This is a genomic window from Haloarcula sp. CBA1129, from assembly GCF_008729015.1.
In the GTDB taxonomy this organism is placed as follows: Archaea; Halobacteriota; Halobacteria; order Halobacteriales; family Haloarculaceae; genus Haloarcula.
This window is the reverse complement of record NZ_RKSM01000001.1, coordinates 1,516,230-1,536,759: the sequence shown is the minus strand read 5'-3', so window position 1 is coordinate 1,536,759 and position 20,530 is coordinate 1,516,230. Positions and strand designations below refer to the sequence as shown.

The 20,530-nt window shown below is 61.7% G+C and carries 22 protein-coding genes; 7 read left to right on the top strand and 15 right to left on the bottom strand.

All coding sequences use genetic code 11. The features are described 5' to 3' along the window. Nucleotides 1–278: 278 nt before the first annotated feature. A complete protein-coding gene (locus Har1129_RS07570) occupies nucleotides 279–1,961 on the bottom strand; it encodes an acyl-CoA synthetase (protein ID WP_151100105.1) in 1,683 nt (560 codons plus the stop codon). A 100-nt stretch (nucleotides 1,962–2,061) separates the two neighbouring features. Here Har1129_RS07570 and Har1129_RS07565 point away from each other — a divergent pair, with 100 nt between their 5' ends. From Har1129_RS07565 to Har1129_RS07555, 3 genes are all read left to right on the top strand, one after another. Next, the gene (locus Har1129_RS07565) at nucleotides 2,062–2,664 is read left to right on the top strand and encodes a class I SAM-dependent methyltransferase (protein WP_151100104.1); all 603 of its coding nucleotides are present in this window, start codon (nucleotides 2,062–2,064) and stop codon (nucleotides 2,662–2,664) included. Nucleotides 2,665–3,150: 486 nt separating this feature from the next. Then, nucleotides 3,151–4,014 (top strand): fumarylacetoacetate hydrolase family protein, encoded by an 864-nt coding sequence (locus tag Har1129_RS07560; RefSeq protein WP_151100103.1) that lies wholly within the window; start codon nucleotides 3,151–3,153, stop codon nucleotides 4,012–4,014. 322 nt (nucleotides 4,015–4,336) lie between these two features. Continuing rightward, nucleotides 4,337–5,101: an IclR family transcriptional regulator gene (locus Har1129_RS07555; RefSeq protein WP_151100102.1), complete on the top strand. Its 765-nt coding sequence runs from the start codon at nucleotides 4,337–4,339 to the stop codon at nucleotides 5,099–5,101. Between the two features lie 670 nt (nucleotides 5,102–5,771). On the opposite strand, the gene Har1129_RS20540 is transcribed toward Har1129_RS07555, so the two are convergent. Beyond that, nucleotides 5,772–5,948, bottom strand: coding sequence for a hypothetical protein (locus Har1129_RS20540; protein ID WP_191906119.1), 177 nt, complete (start codon nucleotides 5,946–5,948; stop codon nucleotides 5,772–5,774). A gap of 90 nt (nucleotides 5,949–6,038) precedes the next feature. Between Har1129_RS20540 and Har1129_RS07550 the strand changes: the two genes are divergently transcribed. Then, the gene (locus Har1129_RS07550; protein ID WP_151100101.1) at nucleotides 6,039–6,437 is read left to right on the top strand and encodes a hypothetical protein; all 399 of its coding nucleotides are present in this window, start codon (nucleotides 6,039–6,041) and stop codon (nucleotides 6,435–6,437) included. A 29-nt stretch (nucleotides 6,438–6,466) separates the two neighbouring features. Here the strand turns inward: Har1129_RS07550 and Har1129_RS07545 are convergent, their stop codons facing one another. From Har1129_RS07545 to Har1129_RS07530, 4 genes are read right to left on the bottom strand one after another with little or no spacing between them, the layout of a single operon-like run. Beyond that, on the bottom strand, nucleotides 6,467–7,507 hold the full coding sequence (locus tag Har1129_RS07545; RefSeq protein ID WP_151100100.1) for a cytochrome b/b6 domain-containing protein: 1,041 nt from the start codon (nucleotides 7,505–7,507) through the stop codon (nucleotides 6,467–6,469). Further along, on the bottom strand, nucleotides 7,504–7,914 hold the full coding sequence (locus Har1129_RS07540; protein ID WP_151100099.1) for a hypothetical protein: 411 nt from the start codon (nucleotides 7,912–7,914) through the stop codon (nucleotides 7,504–7,506). Before Har1129_RS07540 ends, Har1129_RS07545 begins: the two co-directional genes overlap by 4 nt. Continuing rightward, the gene (locus tag Har1129_RS07535; protein WP_151100098.1) at nucleotides 7,911–8,573 is read right to left on the bottom strand and encodes a 4Fe-4S dicluster domain-containing protein; all 663 of its coding nucleotides are present in this window, start codon (nucleotides 8,571–8,573) and stop codon (nucleotides 7,911–7,913) included. The genes Har1129_RS07540 and Har1129_RS07535 overlap by 4 nt, the downstream gene beginning before the upstream one ends. Before the next feature lie 11 nt (nucleotides 8,574–8,584). Beyond that, entirely contained in the window at nucleotides 8,585–11,986 is a 3,402-nt protein-coding gene (locus tag Har1129_RS07530; RefSeq protein ID WP_151100097.1) for a formate dehydrogenase subunit alpha, read from the bottom strand. Between the two features lie 233 nt (nucleotides 11,987–12,219). Between Har1129_RS07530 and Har1129_RS07525 the strand changes: the two genes are divergently transcribed. Together Har1129_RS07525 and Har1129_RS07520 are read left to right on the top strand one after the other, a co-directional pair. Beyond that, nucleotides 12,220–14,352 carry a 4Fe-4S dicluster domain-containing protein gene (locus Har1129_RS07525; protein ID WP_151100096.1) on the top strand — a complete coding sequence of 711 codons (2,133 nt, stop codon included), beginning with the start codon at nucleotides 12,220–12,222 and terminating at the stop codon, nucleotides 14,350–14,352. Continuing rightward, entirely contained in the window at nucleotides 14,349–14,975 is a 627-nt protein-coding gene (locus Har1129_RS07520; protein ID WP_151100095.1) for a molecular chaperone, read from the top strand. Before Har1129_RS07525 ends, Har1129_RS07520 begins: the two co-directional genes overlap by 4 nt. A gap of 7 nt (nucleotides 14,976–14,982) precedes the next feature. Here the strand turns inward: Har1129_RS07520 and Har1129_RS07515 are convergent, their stop codons facing one another. Genes Har1129_RS07515 through Har1129_RS20535 form a run of 3 tightly spaced genes read right to left on the bottom strand, consistent with a single transcriptional unit; the run spans nucleotide 14,983 to nucleotide 15,633 of the window. Then, nucleotides 14,983–15,216 (bottom strand): hypothetical protein, encoded by a 234-nt coding sequence (locus tag Har1129_RS07515; protein WP_151100094.1) that lies wholly within the window; start codon nucleotides 15,214–15,216, stop codon nucleotides 14,983–14,985. After that, the gene (locus Har1129_RS07510; RefSeq protein WP_151100093.1) at nucleotides 15,209–15,484 is read right to left on the bottom strand and encodes a hypothetical protein; all 276 of its coding nucleotides are present in this window, start codon (nucleotides 15,482–15,484) and stop codon (nucleotides 15,209–15,211) included. The genes Har1129_RS07515 and Har1129_RS07510 overlap by 8 nt, the downstream gene beginning before the upstream one ends. After that, entirely contained in the window at nucleotides 15,484–15,633 is a 150-nt protein-coding gene (locus Har1129_RS20535) for a hypothetical protein (protein WP_191906120.1), read from the bottom strand. Before Har1129_RS20535 ends, Har1129_RS07510 begins: the two co-directional genes overlap by 1 nt. Before the next feature lie 97 nt (nucleotides 15,634–15,730). Between Har1129_RS20535 and Har1129_RS07505 the strand changes: the two genes are divergently transcribed. Continuing rightward, a complete protein-coding gene (locus Har1129_RS07505; protein WP_151100092.1) occupies nucleotides 15,731–16,948 on the top strand; it encodes a hypothetical protein in 1,218 nt (405 codons plus the stop codon). A gap of 61 nt (nucleotides 16,949–17,009) precedes the next feature. Here the strand turns inward: Har1129_RS07505 and Har1129_RS21165 are convergent, their stop codons facing one another. The 6 genes from Har1129_RS21165 to Har1129_RS07485 are packed head-to-tail and all read right to left on the bottom strand — an operon-like array spanning nucleotide 17,010 to nucleotide 20,524. Next, nucleotides 17,010–17,141, bottom strand: a complete 132-nt coding sequence (locus tag Har1129_RS21165; RefSeq protein ID WP_255518336.1) for a hypothetical protein — start codon at nucleotides 17,139–17,141, stop codon at nucleotides 17,010–17,012. A gap of 44 nt (nucleotides 17,142–17,185) precedes the next feature. Beyond that, nucleotides 17,186–17,530 carry a hypothetical protein gene (locus Har1129_RS07500; RefSeq protein WP_191906121.1) on the bottom strand — a complete coding sequence of 115 codons (345 nt, stop codon included), beginning with the start codon at nucleotides 17,528–17,530 and terminating at the stop codon, nucleotides 17,186–17,188. Then, entirely contained in the window at nucleotides 17,527–17,670 is a 144-nt protein-coding gene (locus Har1129_RS20530; RefSeq protein ID WP_004516231.1) for a hypothetical protein, read from the bottom strand. Before Har1129_RS20530 ends, Har1129_RS07500 begins: the two co-directional genes overlap by 4 nt. Then, complete coding sequence (locus Har1129_RS07495) at nucleotides 17,667–17,933, bottom strand: hypothetical protein (RefSeq protein ID WP_151100091.1); 267 nt, start codon at nucleotides 17,931–17,933, stop codon at nucleotides 17,667–17,669. Before Har1129_RS07495 ends, Har1129_RS20530 begins: the two co-directional genes overlap by 4 nt. 48 nt (nucleotides 17,934–17,981) lie before the next feature. Next, a complete protein-coding gene (locus tag Har1129_RS07490) occupies nucleotides 17,982–18,755 on the bottom strand; it encodes a hypothetical protein (protein ID WP_151100090.1) in 774 nt (257 codons plus the stop codon). Then, nucleotides 18,752–20,524: an aldehyde ferredoxin oxidoreductase family protein gene (locus Har1129_RS07485; RefSeq protein WP_151100089.1), complete on the bottom strand. Its 1,773-nt coding sequence runs from the start codon at nucleotides 20,522–20,524 to the stop codon at nucleotides 18,752–18,754. Before Har1129_RS07485 ends, Har1129_RS07490 begins: the two co-directional genes overlap by 4 nt. Between the last annotated feature and the right edge of the window lie 6 nt (nucleotides 20,525–20,530).

Here is a 20,530-nt window from a genome sequence, read left to right as displayed (position 1 = left end):
CACACCGTTCTATCCCAAGTCAAAGTTCATACACCGATATATGCAAATATGACTTCACAACTATAGATGTTTCAGATCAACACCATGACTTTACTTTCGAAGCACACTAAATAGGTGTCGGAGATAGTATATAAATCCAAAATCACCATATACGGAGATATTTTCTCTTTCGGTCGCGAGATCGGCTTACAAATCCGATTTTCTACATACCGTCGTCAATATTCGGAGTAGTCTACTGTTTTCATACAACTGACATCTGCCGATGCCAACACCGGCGACTACGGTGACTCGTTGGCCCTGTCGTCGGCATCCCACTCCTGCAGTTCTTTCCGCCGGATTTTCCCGCTCGTCGTCTGTGGTAGCGCATCAGCAAACTCGATTTCCCGGGGATATTCGTACTCCGCGAGGTGCTCTCTGACGACGGACCGGATTTCCGAACGGAGCGTTTCGTGGGCCGGTGCGTCCGCGGCAGTTTCGACGTAAGCCTTGATAATTTCACCGCGCGTGTCGTCCGGCACGCCGATGACACCCGCCTGAAGCACGTCAGGATGTTCGAGGATGGCACTCTCGACCTCCATCGGCCCAACACGATAGCCGCTGGTGATGATTACGTCATCCTTTCGAGATTTGAACCAGACATAGCCGTCGTCGTCTTGTCGGGCCAGATCGCCGGTCACAAACCAGCCCTCGATCTCCTTGGCTGCCGTCTTCTCCGGCATGTTCCAGTACTCGTCGAAGAATACCGAGCGGTTGTGGGGTCGCAGGGCTATCTCGCCGAGCTTGCCGCTTTGGAGGGGTTCGGCAACACCGCGGTCTGTGGCTTCGGGGTCCAGTATCGCGAGGTCATACCCCGGCAGTGGCTTGCCCATGCTTCCCGGCTGGGTGTCGAACCAGTTCGAGTTGTTGGCGACGACAAGATTCAGCTCTGTCTGGCCGTAGAACTCGTTGATCGTGACCGAGTCGAACGTCTCCGCTACCCGGTCGACGATTTCTGGCGTCAGCGACTCGCCGCCGACGGCGAACGTCTCGATAGCGAGGTCGTACGTCGCAGTCGGATCCTCAACGTCCATCAGCAGCCGCAGGGCCGTCGCCGGCATGAACGACCGGGTAACGCCGAACTCCGAAAGCAAGCCGAACGCCTCGTCGGCCTCGAATCCCGAGTCCGGGTAGCCGACGACAGTCCCGCCGTGGTGCCACGTCGCGAAGAGCGTCCCCCCGAGCGCCGCACCCCAAGCCCAGTCCGCGGGCGTCCAGACCGTCGCGTCCGGTCCCAGCCCTTGGTCGAAAAAGTTGTACGCCGCTGCAGCCCTTCCGAGCCAGAGTGCATGTGAGTGGCGGACGCCTTTCGGCGGCCCCGTCGACCCGCTGGTGTACAGTATCGCCGTGTCGGTGTCGAGAGTCGATTCATACGGCTCGATGTCGGTATTTTCAGGCGCGGCGAGCACGTCCTCGAAAGAGTGGACACTATCTGCCGGCGCGTCGGTTTCGATTTCGACGACGTGTTCCAGCGCTGGACAGTCACCCCGGACTGCGTCGATATCGTCGCGCACGGCCGGATCGATAACGGCGACGGTCGCGCCAGCGTCGTCCAGCCGATACCGGAGCGCGTCCGTCCCGAACAGAACCGTCAGCGGGACCGAGACGGCCCCGAGCTTCCAGTTTGCCAAGTGCGTGATCGGGTTCTGTGGCTTCTGTGGCACGACGACGCCGACTCGGTCACCGGCCTCAACGCCGAGCCCAGCCAACCCCGCCGCGAGCCTGTCCGATAGCTCGTCCAGTTTGCGAAACGTGTACTGTTCGCGCCGTCCGTCGGGATACGCCTGTTCGAGCGCCACCCTGTCAGGGTCATCGTGTTTTCGCAGAAAATCGACCGCCGGATTGTACGACGTCGGCGGGCCCCAATTGAACTGATCGCGGGCCTCCTCGTATTCCTCGAAGTCCGGCATCACTGTCCAGACCATGGCGCACCGGTCGTATGGGTGGCTGTTGCGTCTTTCGGTCGAACCACCCTCGCTGCAGCCGAGCCGGCAGAACTTTCCGTCTCCCCGTCCCGACTTCACCGTGGACTCTACCGACATTCGCGAGGAGTGGGCCGACCGGTCCGGTGAATACTCTCCCGCGTATTATGCCTACTATGGAGCGGACGAGACGAGTGAGCTGGTGCAGTCGATACTTGCAGAACATGTCGAGCGGGACGCGGCTGTTCTGGAGGTTGGCTGCAGTTCCGGACGGCATCTCGCCGCATTGTCTGAAGCTGGCTACTCGGATTTGACCGGCGTCGACATCAACGCCGACGCGTTAGATGTCCTCGCCGAGACGTACCCAGATCTCGCGGACAGCGGCTCATTTCACGCGATGGCTATCGAAGAGTTCGTCACAGATGTTCCAGACGACACGTACGATGTCGTCTTCTCTGTCGAAACACTGCAGCATCTCCACCCAGACGTCGACTGGGCCTTCGAAGAACTGGCACGGATCGCAGATGATCTGTTGATAACTGTCGAGAACGAAGACGGCGACGCAGGTGAGGTAAACTACGTCGATGACAACGTTCCGCTGTATTACCGGGACTGGAACGCGGTGTTCACAGAGTGTGGACTTACTGAAGTAGATTCAATGGATGGGAAGCGAGACACTGTTCGCATATTCACGACTCCTGAGTGAGAAATAGCACAAATAAGTCTGTATAGAGGGTAACCAGCGCTAAAATCTAGAAAAAGACAGTCAGGCAGACACAATCGGATGGGGGATACATTCGTATGGTTGTAAAACGGAGTGGCGCTGCGACACTCAACTGTAGATTCAGATGTTGTTGTGGCTCGGTAAAAACCCAGATCGAACAGACAGTGACAGAACGGGACGTGTCTCACGACACGCTCACTGGGATACCAGAATAACGTATGTACGTCTGTCATTCGTAATGTTCCATATTATTGAACGTCGGTCTGCCTGAATGGAGGTGGATTGCCGACCGATAGTAGGGATTTCCCCCTGTGTGTCCCTGTCGAGAGTGCCGTTTGTGCCGAACTATGTGTCTACTGCCGGACACCCGATGCACTCCACACCTAGTGCCAGTGTCTCCTTGTGACAGGCAGGAAGTATGCCGTTGGCAGCACAAGATTGATATATTGTTGCAGTTTGCTACTCTGTATGAGGTATTATCAGCTACGGGACGGTAACTCACACCGGTTAGCGGTCGAAACTGGGGACGGTGCGTACGATTTGACCAGTGTCAAACCGCAACTCCGGACGTTCCGTGACCTCCTCAAGTCGGCCTCGATTGCGGAGACCGCACCGGACGAACTCACCGCCCGGCACCTCGATGCCGCTGAAGCGGTGTCCGAACAGCGACTCGAAGCCGATGCTACCGATCCAGTTACTGCCGACGAAGTCTGGGCCGCTGGCGTCACGTACCAGATCAGCGAAGAAGCGCGGACAGAGGAAAGCGACACGCCGGAGATGTATCTATACGTTCATGATGCGGAGCGACCGGAGATTTTCTTCAAATCGACACCGAATCGGACCGTCGGTCCGGGCGAAGCTGTCGGTATCCGGGCGGATTCAGACTGGGACGTGCCTGAGCCCGAGCTTGCGATTGTCCTCTACGAGGGAGAAATCGTCGGCTACACCGTCGGCAACGACATGAGCAGTCGGTCTATCGAGGGGGAGAATCCGCTGTATCTCCCTCAGGCGAAGGTGTACGACCGCTGTTGTTCAGTCGGTCCAGCTGTCGTCACGGACATCGAAGACCCGCACTCGCTGGCGCTCTCGATGTCGATCTACCGCGGCGGGGACCGTGTCTATCACGGGGAGACCAACACCAGCGAGATGAAACGCACCTGCGAGGAACTTGTCTCGTACTACACCGCGCACAACGCAGTCCCCGAACTGTCAGTGCTCTTGACCGGGACCTCGCTCGTTCCCGACGACGACTTTACGCTGCAGGAGGGGGATCGAGTCACCATCGACATCGAGTCTATCGGAACACTGAAAAATTCCGTCACGGTCGTCTGAACGGTTTCGGACGGGGAGCAGGACCGCGGTCTCTCTGGGACCTGCTGTACACAGGTTTTCAGCGCGATACGCCACCCGGTCCTCGGCTGGGTTCGGTTGCTGGCCTGTCTGTGGGTTTGCGGCGACGGACAGTATGGTCATTACTTTGCTCGACTGCACGCCCGGTGGATACATCTGGGACAATCGGTCGGAGCGTACGTGCCTCAATGTGCGGCGATATGCTATCGATGTGTTGTGACAGAGGCCGGTGTGTCGTCGAGGCCATGGCTCTGTCCCAGATGTTTGAACAACTGTTTAATACGAGGGCAAACCATAACCGGGTATGGCAAAGACCGCTCAAAACCCAGTCAAATCCGCTGAGACGACGTTCGAGGTGCTTGACGCGCTAAAAGACCTCGACGGGGCCGGTGTCACCGAACTGGCCCAGCATCTCGGCATCCCAAAGAGTACGGTTCACAACTATCTGAGTACGCTGGAACAGGAAGAGTACGTTGTCAACAGAGACGGTGTGTACGAGGTAGGGCTCCGGTTTCTGGAACTGGGAGCATACGCCCGCCACCGGGAGAAACTGTTCGAGATCGCGAAGCCGGAGGTCGACCGGCTGGCCACAGAAACCGGCGAACTCGCGAATATTCTCGTCGAAGAACACGGCCGCGGGTCGTATCTGTACCGCGCTCGGGGAGACAAAGCCGTACAGGTCAAAGCCCACGTCGGAACACGCGTTCCACTGCATACGACAGCACTGGGAAAAGCGATTCTCGCGCATATGTCGACCGAACGGGTCGATGCAATCGTCGACCGACACGGACTCGGCGGGGAGGTCAGCAAGTCGATCAGTACCAGAGAGGAATTGGAGCAAGAACTCGCAGACGTTCGGGAGCGTGGCGTTGCCTTCGACGACGAAGAGCGTCTCGAAGGGCTCCGCTGTGTCGCTGCCCCGGTCCTCAACCATGATAACGAAATTATCGGTGCGATCAGCGTTTCAGGACCGACAAACCGGTTCCGTGACGATCGGTTCCGCGAGGAACTGCCACAGAAAGTACTGGAAGTCGCCAACGTTATTGAGCTGAACGTGACCTATTCGTGACGGAACTGTTCAGAAGGAGTGAACGACATTGCAGTTTTATGCAAGCGCCAATCGAACAGTCGGTTTTTCACAATAGCCCCGTACTCGGCTAGCGATTGCGAAACAGCACAGAGCAGTCAGAAGATTGCTCGAAATATGACTCGAAAACGTTTGCATCAGTCCCATCCCGCGACGTGCACGAGTAGACACGAGTTCTGCGTTCGTCTCGTGAATACCAGTTCTTGGTTTTGTTTTATGACTAGTAGCCATACGTATATTCATAATGAGTGAACGCCCTTCCAACGCCACGTTACATCGTTCGGTACTAGATACTACAGCGACCCTGACACAGTCCCATCTCGATAATGGATGTACGACTGTTACTCTAAACGAGGGACAGCCACTATAGATTTCCTATTACTAGATCTGCTCTAAGTAGTAGCCAAACCTACCGATATTCGAATTAGTACAGGCAGATACTGATATTGTATACAGACATTCGAGATATAGTACTCGTTCAGATATCGACGGATAGACTTGACGAAATCCACTCATATTTTCGGGTGGATAGAATTATCTTGGGTTGGTATTGAGATAGAGTCCGAGCCATCAATCTATAGATCTTGCTTGGTAGAAACACAACGGTAGCCATCGCTCCAGCAGTGTCTCCGGGCAAATCGGGCTTGTACGGTTATGCGAGGAACTGGACGCCCAGAGCCAGCAGGAACAGGACCACTATCCCGACCGAGGACAGTTCGAGCCACCGGGATCGTACGTCAGCGGACCTAATACTCGCGACGAACAGTGTTCCGACGACGCCGACGACTACGACCAGTGCCAGATACACCGCGTTGAGCGCTGATGCCATATGGTATCATTTCACAGCAGGACAGTAAACACTAGTGGTTGAGCGGTCCCCGCCACAACGGTAATGAGAGCCAATCACATAGACAGGGGCATGCGTCTCGAACTGCGAATCTGTAAACACTGCTTCGAGGGCGATCACGGCAACGATCAAAAGACGGCCGTGACACAGGACATGGTCGCCTGTGCCGAACAGGTCCGCGAGTACAAGGATCTCATCGGGCTCGATGCGCTCTACATCACGAAGGTGACAGAGGGTGACCCCGGCGGCGCGGAGGCGCTGGATGTTATCGTCGCCAGTATCGAGGGCGATCAGGTCGCGCTCTCGGACACACAGTTGGTCATGGAGGACGGCGACGGCAATATGCTCGTCTACCCGGAGCCGAAAGATATCCTGCAAGTCCTGACAAGAAATCTGAACCAGATTCAAGAGCAGACCCGGCAGGACGTCGATGTCGAGCTATCGCCGGAAGGACAGGCACTGATCGCGTAGGTTCGCGGCAAAAACAAACGTCGGTCGGTTCAGTTCTCGGCGTCGTCTGATTCGGGGAGCCCGCCGTCTGTCTGGGGCTCGCCCCCGTCGGCTGCGGTCGTCGGTTCTCGCTCCTGCTCTAGCTGTTCCCAGCGGATTCGCAGGACGTTCCCGTACATCGACAGCACGAGTCCGACACCGAGGACCACCATCCCAACGTTGATGCCGATAGTTAGCAGGATGCTCGACGGACCACCGCCGATAGCCAGTTCACGGGGGACCGGATACCCCTCGTCGAAGATGCTCCCGATGAGCACCGAGACGATGCCGATGACGGTCATCGCGCCGAAGACCGTCGAAACGGTGCGCCACGACGGCGACAGCGAGAGCCGTTCGATGCCCGTGGTGTCGGGCTCCTCGTCGTCGTCGCCGTGATGTTCGGGAACCATGCTTCGAGGGATGAACGCCTTCGTCTCGACGGGGTAGAAGGCGGGGTGCATCCCGTGCTCGAAGATGTGGAACATGACCCCCATCAGCATGATGACGCCCAGCAGGCCGTGGAACGTGACGAAGGCCATCGCGGCCGCCTTGGTCTGGAACATCGCGGCGAGCCCGGTCTTGCTCCAGATGAGCAGCCCCGAAATCGCAAGCAGGGTCAGCTCGATAGAGAAGATTGCCACGACGCCCTTGCCGATGTAGGACAGCAGCGGGACCTCGTCGGCTTTGTAGCCGGCGAACTGCCGCGCGCTTGGGTGGCGTTCGTCGGCCCGACCGAGCACGAACTGGATGTCCTGAATGAACGCGTCGACGTCGTCTTTCGCCGGGAGAATCTTCGAGAAGTTGCTCCGGCCGGTCGAAGAGATTACTTGGAGCGTGATCCAGAAGACGACGAGCGCGACCAGTCCGATGCCGGTGATGCGGTGAATCGCCGTCACACCCGAGGCCCCGCCCATGAGCGTCAGCATCCACCATAGTTCGTCGTTGAACATGATGGCGTAGCCGGTGAAAAACAGCAAGAACACGTCAAGGCCCAAAAGCGAGTGGAACAGGGTCGTCACGCGGGTAAATTTCCCGTGGTCGAGATTACTCATGCACCGTCACCCCCCTGTCCGTCGCCGCCGGCCGGCGAGCCGCCATCAGCCGCGACGGCCTCGTTTACGTCCTCGCCCGGCTCACGCATCTGGCCGGCGAGGCGCTGGAATGCCGCCCAGTGAATGAACACCATCACGAGGATGAACGCTCCCAAGATGACGTCGGCCGCGTGGATGAGCGCGATGAGGAAATCGAGCGCGGGGATGGTGTTGCCGAACACCCAGTCCGCCCCGATACCGCCGCCCTCCACGGTTGGATTGACCCGGTACAGCGATTCGTAGCCGAGTCTGAACCCCTGTGCCCAGACGACGGCCAGCGCCGCGACGACGAGGCCGACGACTGCGCTGATGACCACTGAGACGCGACTGTAGCCGCTTACGTCCGGAAGGTCCTCTTCTGTCGTCATTGGAACTCACTGGCGTCTTCGCCAAAGATGATGTCCATAGCCACGTCGTTGAAGAACGTGCCGCTGTCCCTGTTGTCCAGTTCGTCCGATATCTGGGCGGGCGTCCCGACCAGAATGGCGTCGGTGGCACACTCCTCGGCGCAGGCCGGCCCCTTGCCGACGTCTTGGCGTTCTTCACACATCGTACACTTGTCCATGTTGCCACCGCTGCCGACGAGATCGGCGACGCCGCTGTCCTCGTCCGGGAACTGCGGCGCGCCGAACGGACACGCCGAGAGGCAGTACTGGCAGCCGATACAGAGGTCGTCCCGGACCCGCACGAAGCCGTTCTCCTTCGAGATGAGCGAGTCTGTCGGACACACTGAGACACAGGGCGCGTTCGAGCAGTGATAACACTGCATCGGCACCGCAGTCTCACCCGGAGACTCGCCTTGTTCCATCGCCTGCCCGCTGCTGGCGTTGAGCCCCGACGCGGCCTCCTGCCCTTCGAGCATCGTCGCGATGCTGATTCGCTGTTCGTCACGTGGGACGTCCCACGTACGCTTACAGGAGACGACACAGCCGCCACAGTCGATGCACGCTTCGACGTCCGGGAAGATACGCGCGTCCTCGCCGGTACTCATCACGCCGTCGTGCATTACTTCGTTACCTGTTGACATACTAGCTCACCTCATTGCACCGTCGAGTTGTCGCGGACGTCGAAGTCCTTCTGTGTCCCGACGTCGTTCACGTCTTGCGGGAAGTCGAAGTCGAGGTCCACGTCGATGTTGTACCGCTCCAGTACCTCCGGCGTGGCCGGATTGACCGCGACCATCGATACCTTCGTCTCCTGCATCTGGGTTTCCACGTCGTAGCCGCGGGACGTGATGGCGTTGGCAGAGTCCCCGATGGCGTAGGGAACGTGGCCGTCGGGATACTTGTCCTCCAGACTCTCGCCTTTGAACACGCCGCCCCAGTGGTATGGCAAGAACACTTCTCGGTCGTTCGGTCGGTCGGTCACGCGGGCTTTCACCAGTACGGAGCCGCGGTCGGTCGAGGAGATGACGACGAGGTCGCCGCCATCGACGCCGAGTTCCTCCGCCTTGTTCGGCGTTATCTCAGCGTACATGTGTGGCTGGAGGTCGGCAGTGTGGATGTTGTTCCGCGTCTCCGCACCGCCACCCTGATGTTCGACCTGCCGACCGCTGGTCATGATGGTGTCCAGATCGGGCCCGTCGTCTTGGTTGTGGATGATGTCCGTGGCCTGTTCCTGCTCGACCAGATTGTTCTGGTCGAGGCGGTAGAAGTTCCGCTGCTGGCCGTTAGCCGGCCACTCGTTCAGCAGTTCCGTATCCGGCCCCTCGATAGGTTCGCGGTGGACCGGCACCTTATCGAGGAAGCTCCAGACGACGGCGCGTGCCCGTCCGCGCCCGGTCGGCGCGTCGGGCTGTTTGAAGTCGTACTGCTCGTAGAACTCGGGGTCGACTCCCTCGCCGATCATCGTTTCGAGGTACTCGTCGAACACCGCACTCCCCGTGTCAGGGTTATTGAGCGCCTGCGCGGCGGTGTACACCGACTCCTGATTGTCGAGCGCGTACTGCTGGGGGATGGTGAGTTCGTCCGGCTGGACCTCCTGCTCGGGGTCGACGAGGCTCTGTGGCGGCGTCACCTTCCAGCCCGGGTACTCCGGAATACCGTGTATCATCCCGTCTGCGGCCGTGTCGTCCGAGTCAGCCCATGCCGGATTGTATGGTGCACGGGTCAGGTCGAGGGCTTCCTCTTGGCTCTCGTACCGGTCGCCGACAGCGTCGAGCGTCTCCTGCATCGGGTACTCGTCGTCTGTCGGCATCGCGTCCCAGTCGTCCGGGGTCGGTGCTGAGACGCCCCAGCGGGTCCGGAAGTCCTGCCCTCCGTTGTTGGGATCCAAGTCGTCGTTCCAGATGATCGGGGTGCCCGGATGGTCCTCGCCCCAGCAGGGCCAAGGGAGCATCCAGTACTCGCCCGCAACGGGCGTCCCCTCGGCCCCTTTGAGGTCCTCGTTGGAGAACGCCCAGTCGTACTCCAAGTGTTGCTGGAGCCGTTCGGGGGTCTGCCGGTAGCCGATGGTGTTGGTCCCGAGGTTGAACTCGCGGACAACACCTTCGTAGCTCGATTTACCGTTGTACAGCTCCGAGCCCGCGCCCCAGTCGAAGTGCTCGCCGAAGCCGAGATAGCCGGCCAGTTCCTGCATGATCTGGAGGTCCGGCTTGGAGTTGTGTGCCGGCGAGCGGACCGGTTCGGACCACTGCACCGACCGGTTCGTGTTGGTCAGCGAGCGGTGGTGTTCGTACTGGCTTGACGCCGGCAACAGCAGCACTGGCGGTCCGTCCTCGTAATCCGGGAGGACGCTTGCAACCGAGGGGAACACGTCGATGACGACCAGCAAGTCGAGGTTCTCCATCCCCTCTTTCATCTGTTCCATCTCGCTGATGGAGTTCGCCGAGTGCCCCCAGAAGAACGCGATTTTCGTCTGGTCGGGCTGGTAGATCGGCGTCTCCTGATACCGGTTCTCTTTGTCGAGCGCCGATTCGAACCAGCGGGCCACCGTCAGCCCGTTCTGGAACATCATCGAGTTCTCCGCCGGATTGTTCGGGCCGTGGTCGCTGTTCGGCGGCAGCGAGTTCGCGTCCTCGCTGCCCTCGTAGGTCGGGCTCTGGCGGACATACTTGTCCGGCGGCATCAGCTCGAACCGGTTATACATGTCCGCAAACGACGTGTCGCCGCTGGTCTCTGGCGTCCGGTCCCAGATCTCAGCCCACCACGACCAGCCGCCGGCTGAGAGCCCGTAATACCCCGGCAGGATGTGGCTCGCGACCGCGAGGTCGGTTGCCCCCTGAACATTTGCGTGGCCGCGCATGACCTGCAGGCCGCCGCCGCTCCGGGCCGCGCTCCCGGAGGCGAGGCTCGCCATGGCGTACGAGCGGATGTTCTGAGTGCCGTTGTTGTGCTGGGTTCCGCCCATCGCCCACTCGATCTGAACGTGGGGCCGGGCCTCATCGATCATATCCGCGATGCGCTCGATGTCCGCTGCGGACACCCACGTGATTTCCTCGACAGTTTCCTTATCGTATTCGTCCAGTTCCGCGTCGACGTCCTCCCAGCCCTGCACGCGGTCAGTGAGCATGTTCTGCCCGCTCTCGTCCGCGTCAGGGTCCATCGCGAGCCCGTGTTTGTCCCGTAGCTCTTTGATGATGCCCATCATCAGGGCCACGTCGGTTCCCGGACGGAACCGCATGAACTCGTCGGCGTGGGCCGACGTCTTCGTGAATCGCGGGTCCAGATTGAGGATGGTCCCGCCGCGTTTCTGCCCTTCGAGGATGTGCTGCATCGCGATGGGGTGTGCTTCGGCCGGGTTCTGGCCGATGATGATGTTCAGGTCGAAGTTCCGGTAGTCCTGAACAGTGTTGGTCATCGCGCCGTAACCCCAAGTGTTTGCCAGCCCCGTCACCGTCGTCGAGTGGCAGATACGCGCCTGATGGTCGATGTTGTTGGTGCCCATGAACGCCGCCAGCTTCCGGATGGCGTAGGCCTCCTCGTTGGAGTGATGGGCGCTGCCGAGCAACATCACGCTCTCGCGGCTGTGTTCTGCCTCGACGTCGACGGCCTCTGCCGGGGCGGTGTCGTCGTCGGGCCACAGCGCCCGGATGTCGGTCGACAGACGGTCGTAGGCCTCGTTCCAGCCGAGCTTGCGCCACTCCCCGTCCTCCTGTATCATCGGGTGTTTGAGGCGCTTCTCGGAGTGTTCCGTCTCGTAGATGCCGGCCCCTTTCGAACACAGCGACCCGGCATTTATTGGGTGTTCATGCCACGGTTCCATACCGACGAAGGAGTTGCCCTCCTTCTCACCGCGGAAGCCACAGCCCACCGAACAGTAGTTACAGATCGTCTTCGTCAGTTCGGTGTCCGTATCTGTCCCGTCCGTTTCCTCGCCGTCCTCCTGAAGTGCCCGACCAGCGCCGCTGACGCCGAGGGCGACGCCCCCTGCGAGCGCACTCGCCTTCATGAACGAGCGCCGGTCGAGATCCAGTGAGACTGGTTCCTGTTGTGTACTCATGGTGAATGGTGCCCACCCATTACCGATGCTGTCCGCGTTTGCCACGCAATTTGGTTTGTCATTGTCTGTCTAGACGTGGCACAAATTCTCAGTCATCCATGATAAAATGTGACATAGTTTGGAACGAGAATCCCTGAAATTTTTCCCCTGTCCAAATATTTGGGGTTATATTCACGAATAGATGTGTGAACACTCCGCAAGGTCTATTACTGGGACAGGATTTTGCATCATTAATGAATACAGGTGCCTTTGTGTGTTCCTGTGGGGGCTCGTGTGACATCGATCTCGAAGCGGTTCGGGACGGTGTCGACGATGTCGATGTGGTGGCCAGCTCCGAACTGCTCTGTCAGGACGGCTTGGCTGGAATGTCACAGGTCATCGAGGAGTACGACCTCGATCAGGTCATCGCGACGACGCCGGAACCGTCGTGTCAGGACCGCATCCGCGGGCTGGCCGACGAACACGACCTGCATCCAGAGGCGTCGGTGTTCGTTGACCACCGTGAAACCAACGCTTGGGTCCACGACGAGACTGCGGCCACCGAGAAGACGGCCCGGCTCATCAACGCGAAACAGGCCGGCCTGCGCGAGGAAGCGCCGTCGCGAACGGTGTCGAAAGACGCCGGCAACCGCGTCGCCGTCGTCGGTGATCCCGGGGCCGCGCGCTCGCTGACCGACGACGCCGAGGTGACGTTCATCGCGGATGGCCGGGACTTCGCCGACGTAGAAGGGCTCGGTGGCGTGACGATGGAGCGCGGGCGCGTCGTCGACATCGAGGGGACCTACGGCGAGTACGAACTCACGCTGGAAGCCCGCGTCACCGACGACTGCATCGATTGCATGGACTGTGTTCGGGAGGGTCCGGACGGGATGGTGACGGAGTTCCCCGTCGACATCCACCCGGACGCCCCTGACGGCGAGTGGACGGACACCTGCCCGACCGATGCCATCGATCTGGACGGCGTCACCCGCACCGTCGAAGTCGATCAGGTCATCTACCCCGATGGCCGCGATGATGCCCGCGGTGGTCGACTGGGCTTCTACACCGGGCCGGTCGACGCCGGCACTATCGCCGCCGTCGAATCGCAACTGGGCGGCATCGAGAAACCGCAGTTCCTCGACCTCGATATGGACGTCTGTGCCGCCGGCGCGTCCAGTCAAGAGGGGTGTACGGCCTGCGTGGACGCCTGTCCCCACGGCGCGGTCGACCGCCCGACTATCGACTCCGTCGAGTTCGACGAGACCGCCTGCGAGAACTGTGGGGCCTGTACGAGCGCCTGCCCGACGGGCGCGACACAGCTCCGCGAGCCCTCGAACCGACGGCTCGCGCGCGAGGTCGAGGCGATGCTGGAAGACGACGCGGACGGAGGCCTGCTCTCGCGGGGTGACAGCGGCATCGACACGCAGGTCGTCGCGTTCGTCTGTTCGGAGTACGCCGCGGAACGGCTCAAGGCGCACGGACGCAAAGCCGTCCAGTCGGGCACCCTCGACTACCCGCCCATCCTTCCGGTACAGGTCAATTGTACGGACACCGTCGGCGAGGCCCACGTCATGCACGCGCTCGCGGCCGGCGCGGACGGCGTCGCCATCGTCGGCTGTGGCGGCTCGTGTCTTCACTCTGGCCCGGACCCCAAACAGGACTTGGTCGACCGGCTCAATCAGGCGACGACCGACCTCGGACTGGGTGACCGAGTGGGCTTTTTCGCACCCGAGGCTGGCAACCCCGAAGCCTTTGTCGAATCGCTGTCGGGCTTCGTCGAGTTCGGACTCGATGAGTCGCCGATTCCAGCCGGCGACTACGAGGCGACCGGCCGCAGCGACGCCGACCGCGAGGAGCCCCGCCCCAACCCTGACTTCGACAGTCACGGCTGGACGCTGGAGAGCGTCCGAACAATCCTCAATCACGTCGAGCCCGAACGCGAGGTGATTCGCGGGCTGAAGGACTTTGGCGTCATGGACGTCAACGACGCGTGTACGCTGACGCCGACCTGTACGAACCTCTGTCCGACTGACGCCATCCAGCGGACCGGCGAGGGCGAACTGGCGTTCAACCACGCTGACTGCGTGAACTGCGGCCTCTGTGAGGAGGGCTGTCCAGAAACGGCGATTACGATGCACGACGGGCTCGACCTTTCCTTGCTCCCCGAGAACCGGGGCGGCGAGGCTTGGGTGACGGTCCACGAAGGCGACATGCTGGAATGCGTTCGCTGTGGCAAGCCGTTCACCAGCGTCGCTTCCGCCGACAAAATCGAAGAGGAGGTCGGTGAGCAGGTCGAGGGGCTGGCCCCTGATGCCGACCACAGCGTCTTCGAGTACTGTAGCGACTGTCGGAGTCGCCTGCTGTTCGATCAGGGGGAGAAGCGATGAACGACGCGGCCGTCTACGAGGCCCGCCTCGAACTGGTGGATTTCGTCATCGACGTGTTCTGGGACGTGCCGGAAGAAGCGTTCGTCGAGCGGCTATTGGGCGGCGATATCCAGCTGCCGGAAGACTCCATCAACGACCAGCTCGACGAGGGCTTCGAAGTGCTTGCGACGTGGATAGACGAGAACATCGACCGACCGGTTTCGGCGGTGCAGGACGACCTCGAACGGGAGTACACGAACCTGCTCGTCGGCCCGCGGCCGCCAGTGTTGCCCCACGAGACGAACTACCGCGAGGACACAGAATTCATCGGCGAGGGGCTCGCCGAGGTCGATGCCAGCTACGCCGCAGCGGGATGGGCTCCCCCCGAGGAGTACCCCGAAGAAGACGACTTCATCGCCGTCGAGCTGGCGTTCCTGCGGTATCTCATCGAGCGCCAGCGCGAGGGCGACGAGGAGACCGTCGGCTACGAACGGGTGTTCATCGAGCAACACCTCAGCGAGTGGGTCGTCGACTTCACCGACGAGATGCGCGAGGAGTCCGATGACGGACTCTTCCTCGCGGCGGCGCTCATCTGCGAGGGGTTGGTCCGCTTCGAAGACGAGATCGTCGCTCAGGTCGGGTAGCAGGCGGCTACCGGATACGGAGGACGAGCCCCATGCTTGCGATGAGTCCGATACCCAGCAGGATCTTCACCGCGGGCAGCAGGAACGCCATTGTCTGTTCCATCAAAAAGAGCGACTGCCAAGAGTTGACCAACCGTGCGATGACCGCGACGGCTCCCGCAGCCGCGACGAGGACGCACAGCAGCGTCACCGAGGCGGCCGCGACGACCCCGAAAGGGTTCGCACGCAGTCGCTCACGCATCGGGCACCACCCGCCGACCGACGACGAGGACCACGAACAGCGGGATGAGGACGACCAGCAGTCGGCTGACGAACAGGCCGATGTAGCTGAGCGTCGATTCGAGGTGGATCGCCCAGTGCCAACTCCCCTTGAGTTCCGCGATGAGACCGATTGTTCCGACGACAAGCAGTGACAGCGCAAGGAGCGTGGCGAGAGTGTAGACCAGAATACGGAGATATCCGAGAAGTGACACAGCAGTCAGCCGGGAGTTCGATTGTTCGGCGGCCATCAGGTTCCCTCCCCGGCCCAGTGCTGCTGATAGATATCGTACGTGATGACGGCGAGGACGACCAGCCCAACACCGAGGATTGCCGCGCCCATATCGGGTGGAAACGGGAGATTGAGCCCCGATTCCGAGTGCATGAGGATAGTTAACATGAACTGTGGTACGGACTGGCAAGTAAAAAACCGTTGCGACCTGTTCTCTTGAGACAAAGTTTTTCTCCGCGTAGCCCTACCCCTGTGATACCTTACCATGACATCCCGCCGCAGCCTGTTGCTCAGACTCTCCGCACTCGCCGGATCGGCCGGCCTCAGCGGCTGTTCATCCCTGCTGGCCAGGCAGGCGGAGTCGCCAACGGGTGATCTGAACCCGAACCCCCGAGCCGACGAACTCCCGATACGGCAACACGCTTGGAACGAGCGCCTTCGAAGCGATGCCGCCGGTAACGACCTGATACCACGTCATTTCCGGCTATTCATGCTCGACCTCGATAGCGCTCCCTCGGAGTCGGCCGCGGAGACTGTCGAGTTGGCGATGCGAACACTGGAAGACGCCTACGAGTTCGACAGTGGGGGACTCCTCCATATGCTCGCTTGGGGAACCAAGTACTTCGACACCTACGGGTCGCTTGATTCGTCACCGATACGTAGCCCGCGGGTCCTCTCTCGGACGGACGACCCCGACCTACAGGCCTTCGACGCGATGCTCGTCCTCGCGAGTGATGTTCTGTCGACCCTCACAGCCGCCGAGTCAGCGATGTTCGACACGCGGCCGATGCTCGCGGACGCGGCGATTCAGGGACGACTCGGCGACGTGTTCTCCGTCGCCGACCGCCGTGGCGGTTTCATCGGCGGGGGACTCCCGGCGGCCCACGCCGACGCGGAGGGCGTCCCCGCAGATATCCCCGAGGAATCCTATATGTTCTCCGGCTTTTTCGCCGGCCGGTCCGGCACGCAGGCCAGCGAGGACCGCGTCACCATCGACGCCGGCCCCTACGCCGGCGGGACGACGATACACCTCTCGCGAATCAACGAAGCCTTCGATAACTGGTGGGAACTCGCCCAGTCTGACCGCGTCAAGCGGCTGTTCTCGGCGGAGTTCTCCCCGGAGGACATCGGCAGGGGTGACCTCCCCTTCGCTGATATGGTCCGTGAACACGCGAGCGAGGGCGGTGAAGTCGGCCACTTCGAGAAGGTGGCCCGCGCCCGCAAGGACGGGGAGCCGATTCTCCTCCGGCGGGACTTCAACACGATTGACGGCGGCCAAGCTGGGATTCACTTCCTCTCGCTACAGGAACACCCGCGTGACTTCGAGGAAGTCCGGGACGCGATGAACGGCTGGTGGCTCCGGGAAGAACACGAGGCACTCCGGGACCGGCAGAACAACGGCCTGCTGGAATTTATCGAGGTCGCCTCTCGTTCGAACTTCTACGTCCCGCCGCGTGATAAGCGGGCCTTCCCAGCCCCGTAGCTGTCGCTGGGTCGTCGAATTGAACCGCAAAATCGGGGCGGGACCGGACGCAAGCAGGGGGTCACTCCTCGTCGTCTGTTGTCGTGTCGTTTTGGTTCATGTCACCCGGCCAGACGCCGTGATCCCAGACCTCGAAGCCGTTGAACGTCTCTGTCGCACCCTTCGGTTTCCACTCAGTTTTTTCGTGTGCCATTGTATGTCATCTGTCGTAGTGGCCGGTGTTAAGTGTTGGTGCCGTCACTCTGACGGCGTTCCCGGCGGTTTCTGCTCGTCCGTGACCTCATCGAGGAACGCGTTCGCATAGAGGTCGACGTGCATCTTCAGGACCGCGTTTTCGTTGATTCCGCTCTCCTCGGCCTGTCGGCGGAGCAACGCAGACAGTTCCTCGGTTGGCTCGTACCGTATCTCGCGGCCGTCGACCTCGAAGTCAACGTCGTGGGACTGGGAGACGAGATGCTCGATCTCCAGCAGCGCCTGTTCAACCTTAGTCTCCATCGCCTCGTCGATGTCCTCCAGTCGCCGGTCGGCCCACTCCTGAGCCGCCTCGTACAGCCGGTCACTCACCTCGAAGGCGAGCGTCAAAACGACACCCCCTCGCCTTCGAACTCAGGCGTCCACAGCGTCGTCTCCTCACATACCGGACAGTCCTGTCGGCGCGGCTGCCCCTCGAACGCCGAGAGGTCGATCATCTGGCCGCATTCCTCGCAGCTGTAGTACGTCATTCGTCTGACGGGGGCCACGACTGTGGGGCCGGATCCGACTCGGTAATCTCGGAGTACAGAACGACGAGCGCACCGAGAACGATAACTAACACCATCGCTCCAGCGATGCCGCCCAACGCGTTCTGGCCGACAAACGACGCTGTTCCGGTCGCGAATTCGACGGTCGACAGTACTTCGAACAGTGTCAGTAACAGCCAGACGAACGCACCCAGTACCACGAACGTGAGTATCTTCGACTGTTGGACCGCGGTTCGGAGTGTCATTGTCGTTCGTGTATGACAATGGCTACCGAGCGTTATAAATATAGGGCGTCATTCGTCGGCGAGTTCCCAGCCCGCTTTCTCGGCGGCGTCGGCAAGCGGGATGAACTCCCAGCCGGTCCGCTCGGCAATTGGCTCGTCGTCCGGGCGGCCGACGAGGACCATCCGTTCGGCGTAGAACATCGAGTGTTCGTTGATATCGGCGAGCCGTTCGGCCGGCTCTTGTCCTGCGCCGCTGAAGAAGTCGGCGTCGATGCCGTGGTCGCGCTGGTACTTGTTGATGACGAACGCCTCCACGTCACCGACGATACCAACCCAGTCGGCCCACCCCCGCGCCTCGCGAAAGACCAGTTGTGGGTCAGCGAGCTGGCGGGCCGCGTCGTAGGTTACGGCCATCGTCATATCGTCGATACCGCCGCCGTGAGGACCGCTCGCGTCTACGGACTCCTCGCCGGCGGCGGGGTCCTCGGCGACGTTCGAGGCGGGGTCACTGTCAGTCGCGGCTGCGCCACCTGCGCCGCCGCTATCCGTCGGAATACCGACCGGCTTGTTCTTGTTTTCCCGCGGGACGTGGGGGACCGGCCGGCCAGCGGGCTCCGTGTTTTCGGTGTTCGCTCCGCCTGTCTCGATACCGGTGTCCGCATCAGTACCAGTGTCCGCGCTGGAACGCTCGGTCTCTGCGTCGCTGTCGGGCCGTACCGATGCGGTCCCGGGGTCGGGTTCGTCTTCGGGGTCGCCTTCCCCGCTCCAGAACCAGTCTCCCCGGTTCGGACTCTCTTCGTCGTCCTGTACGTCGAGTTCGTCGAGGTCGATTTCGTCTGTCATTCTCCGAGTGTCGTGTCCGCTGGTCGTGTCGCCGCGTCGACGGCGTCCGCGAGACCGAGTCGCTCGATGGTCTCTGGGGTGGGGCGGCCATCAGCGTCCCAGCCGCGCTGGCTGTAGTACGCCTCGAGCATCGCGTCGAACGACTCGGTATCGATTGCCGCGCCCGCGTTCGGCCCCGAATCGAGCGGCTCCTGTAGTTTCGCCGGGAGCTCGTCGTCGGCCCGCGAGATGCCTTCACGAACGTTGAACAGGCGAGTGAGCGTCCAGACCCGCTCGCCGACAGTGGCCAGATTTCCGTCCGTATCCAGACCGACGGCGTCGAGCCACTCCGCGCCGAGGTCGTCGAAGGCGTCGCCGACGAAATCATCGACGACGAGGCACCACAGCACCGAGCGCTGGTCCTGTTCGCGGATGACGGCGGCGGCCGCCCGCTCGGGACTCCAGTCGCCGTCGAAGGCTTCCCGCTCGATTGGGAGCGCCCGCCGGTGACAGGCCCCGCGGTCGCTGGTCGCATAGGCCAGCGCCATGCTTCGTGCGCCACGGGGGTCGTATGCCGGCAGTTCCATGGCCTTGACCGTCGGCAGGAGGTCGTCCCCACCGAGGCGGGCGGATGCGGCGTCGACGCCCTCGGCCAGTGCGTCCCCGAGGTCCGTCTCCCGGTCGACGATCTCTTCAAGCAGCGCTCGCGCGTCGTCGGGGCTCCCAAAGCTGAGCGACCGCTCCAGCAGCCCAGCCTCGTTAGCTTTGATTGCCCATGCGACGGCGCTGCCGGCGCTGATGAGGTCGAGGCCGAGTCGGTTGCACGTCTCGCCCAGCGCCGCCACGGCGTCGAAGTCGTCGATGCCGAGGCCGGCCCCGAGGCTCATGGCTGTCGCCCCTCGGGGGACTGTTTCGCCATCTTCGGTCTCGACGCGGAAGCCGCCGGGGCTGCCCTCGTCGTCGTACTCACGACGTGCTGCGAGTTCCTGTACGGCCTCGATGCCGACGCCGTCGGCCCCTTCGAACTGGCCGTCTTCCCAGCCGCGCGTCGAGAGCGCGCCGACTTCGTTCGCGAAATCGACCGTCTCCACGGTGCCGCTGGCGTGGAGCCACCGGCCGGTATCGCCCTCGCGGTACCGCTCGGCGTACTGTTCCCGTAGCTCCGCGAGGTCCGTCGGTGGGTCGCCGCGGACGACGACAGCCTTCAGTCGCTTTGCGCCCATCACTGCCCCGGCACCGCCCCGGCCAGCGTGGTGTTCGCCGGCGTCGGAGGCGATGGTCGCGAACGCGACTTCCCGCTCGCCAGCCGGGCCGATACACGCCACCGCAGCATCGGGGAACGCTGTGTCGGTCTCTGTCGTGTCTTGGCCCCACGTTTCGGCGGGCTCGACCGTCGCGCCGTCGTCCGCGACGACGAGTGTGACTGGCTCCGGGGCGCGCCCGGTGACCAGAAGCCCGACGTGGTCCTGCAGCGCGCCGGCCAGCGTGTCCGGAAACGTCCCGCCAGCGTATGAGTCGAGGAAGCCGCCGGTCAACGGCGACTTCGTGACCGCCGCGTAGCGCGTCTCGCCGGGGAGCAGCCCGGAGACCGGTCCAAGCATGAATGCCAAGACGTTCTCCGGACCTAGCGGGTCCGTGCCGGCGTCGAGTTCGTCGTACAGATAGCGAGCGCCGAGCCCCTTGCCGCCCACGAACCGCCGACGCCACCGCTCCGGAACCGGTCGACTCCCGACCGACGCCGACGACAGATCGACGTGGAGCATCCGGTCCCGGTTGGCTACTGTCATCATCCCTCA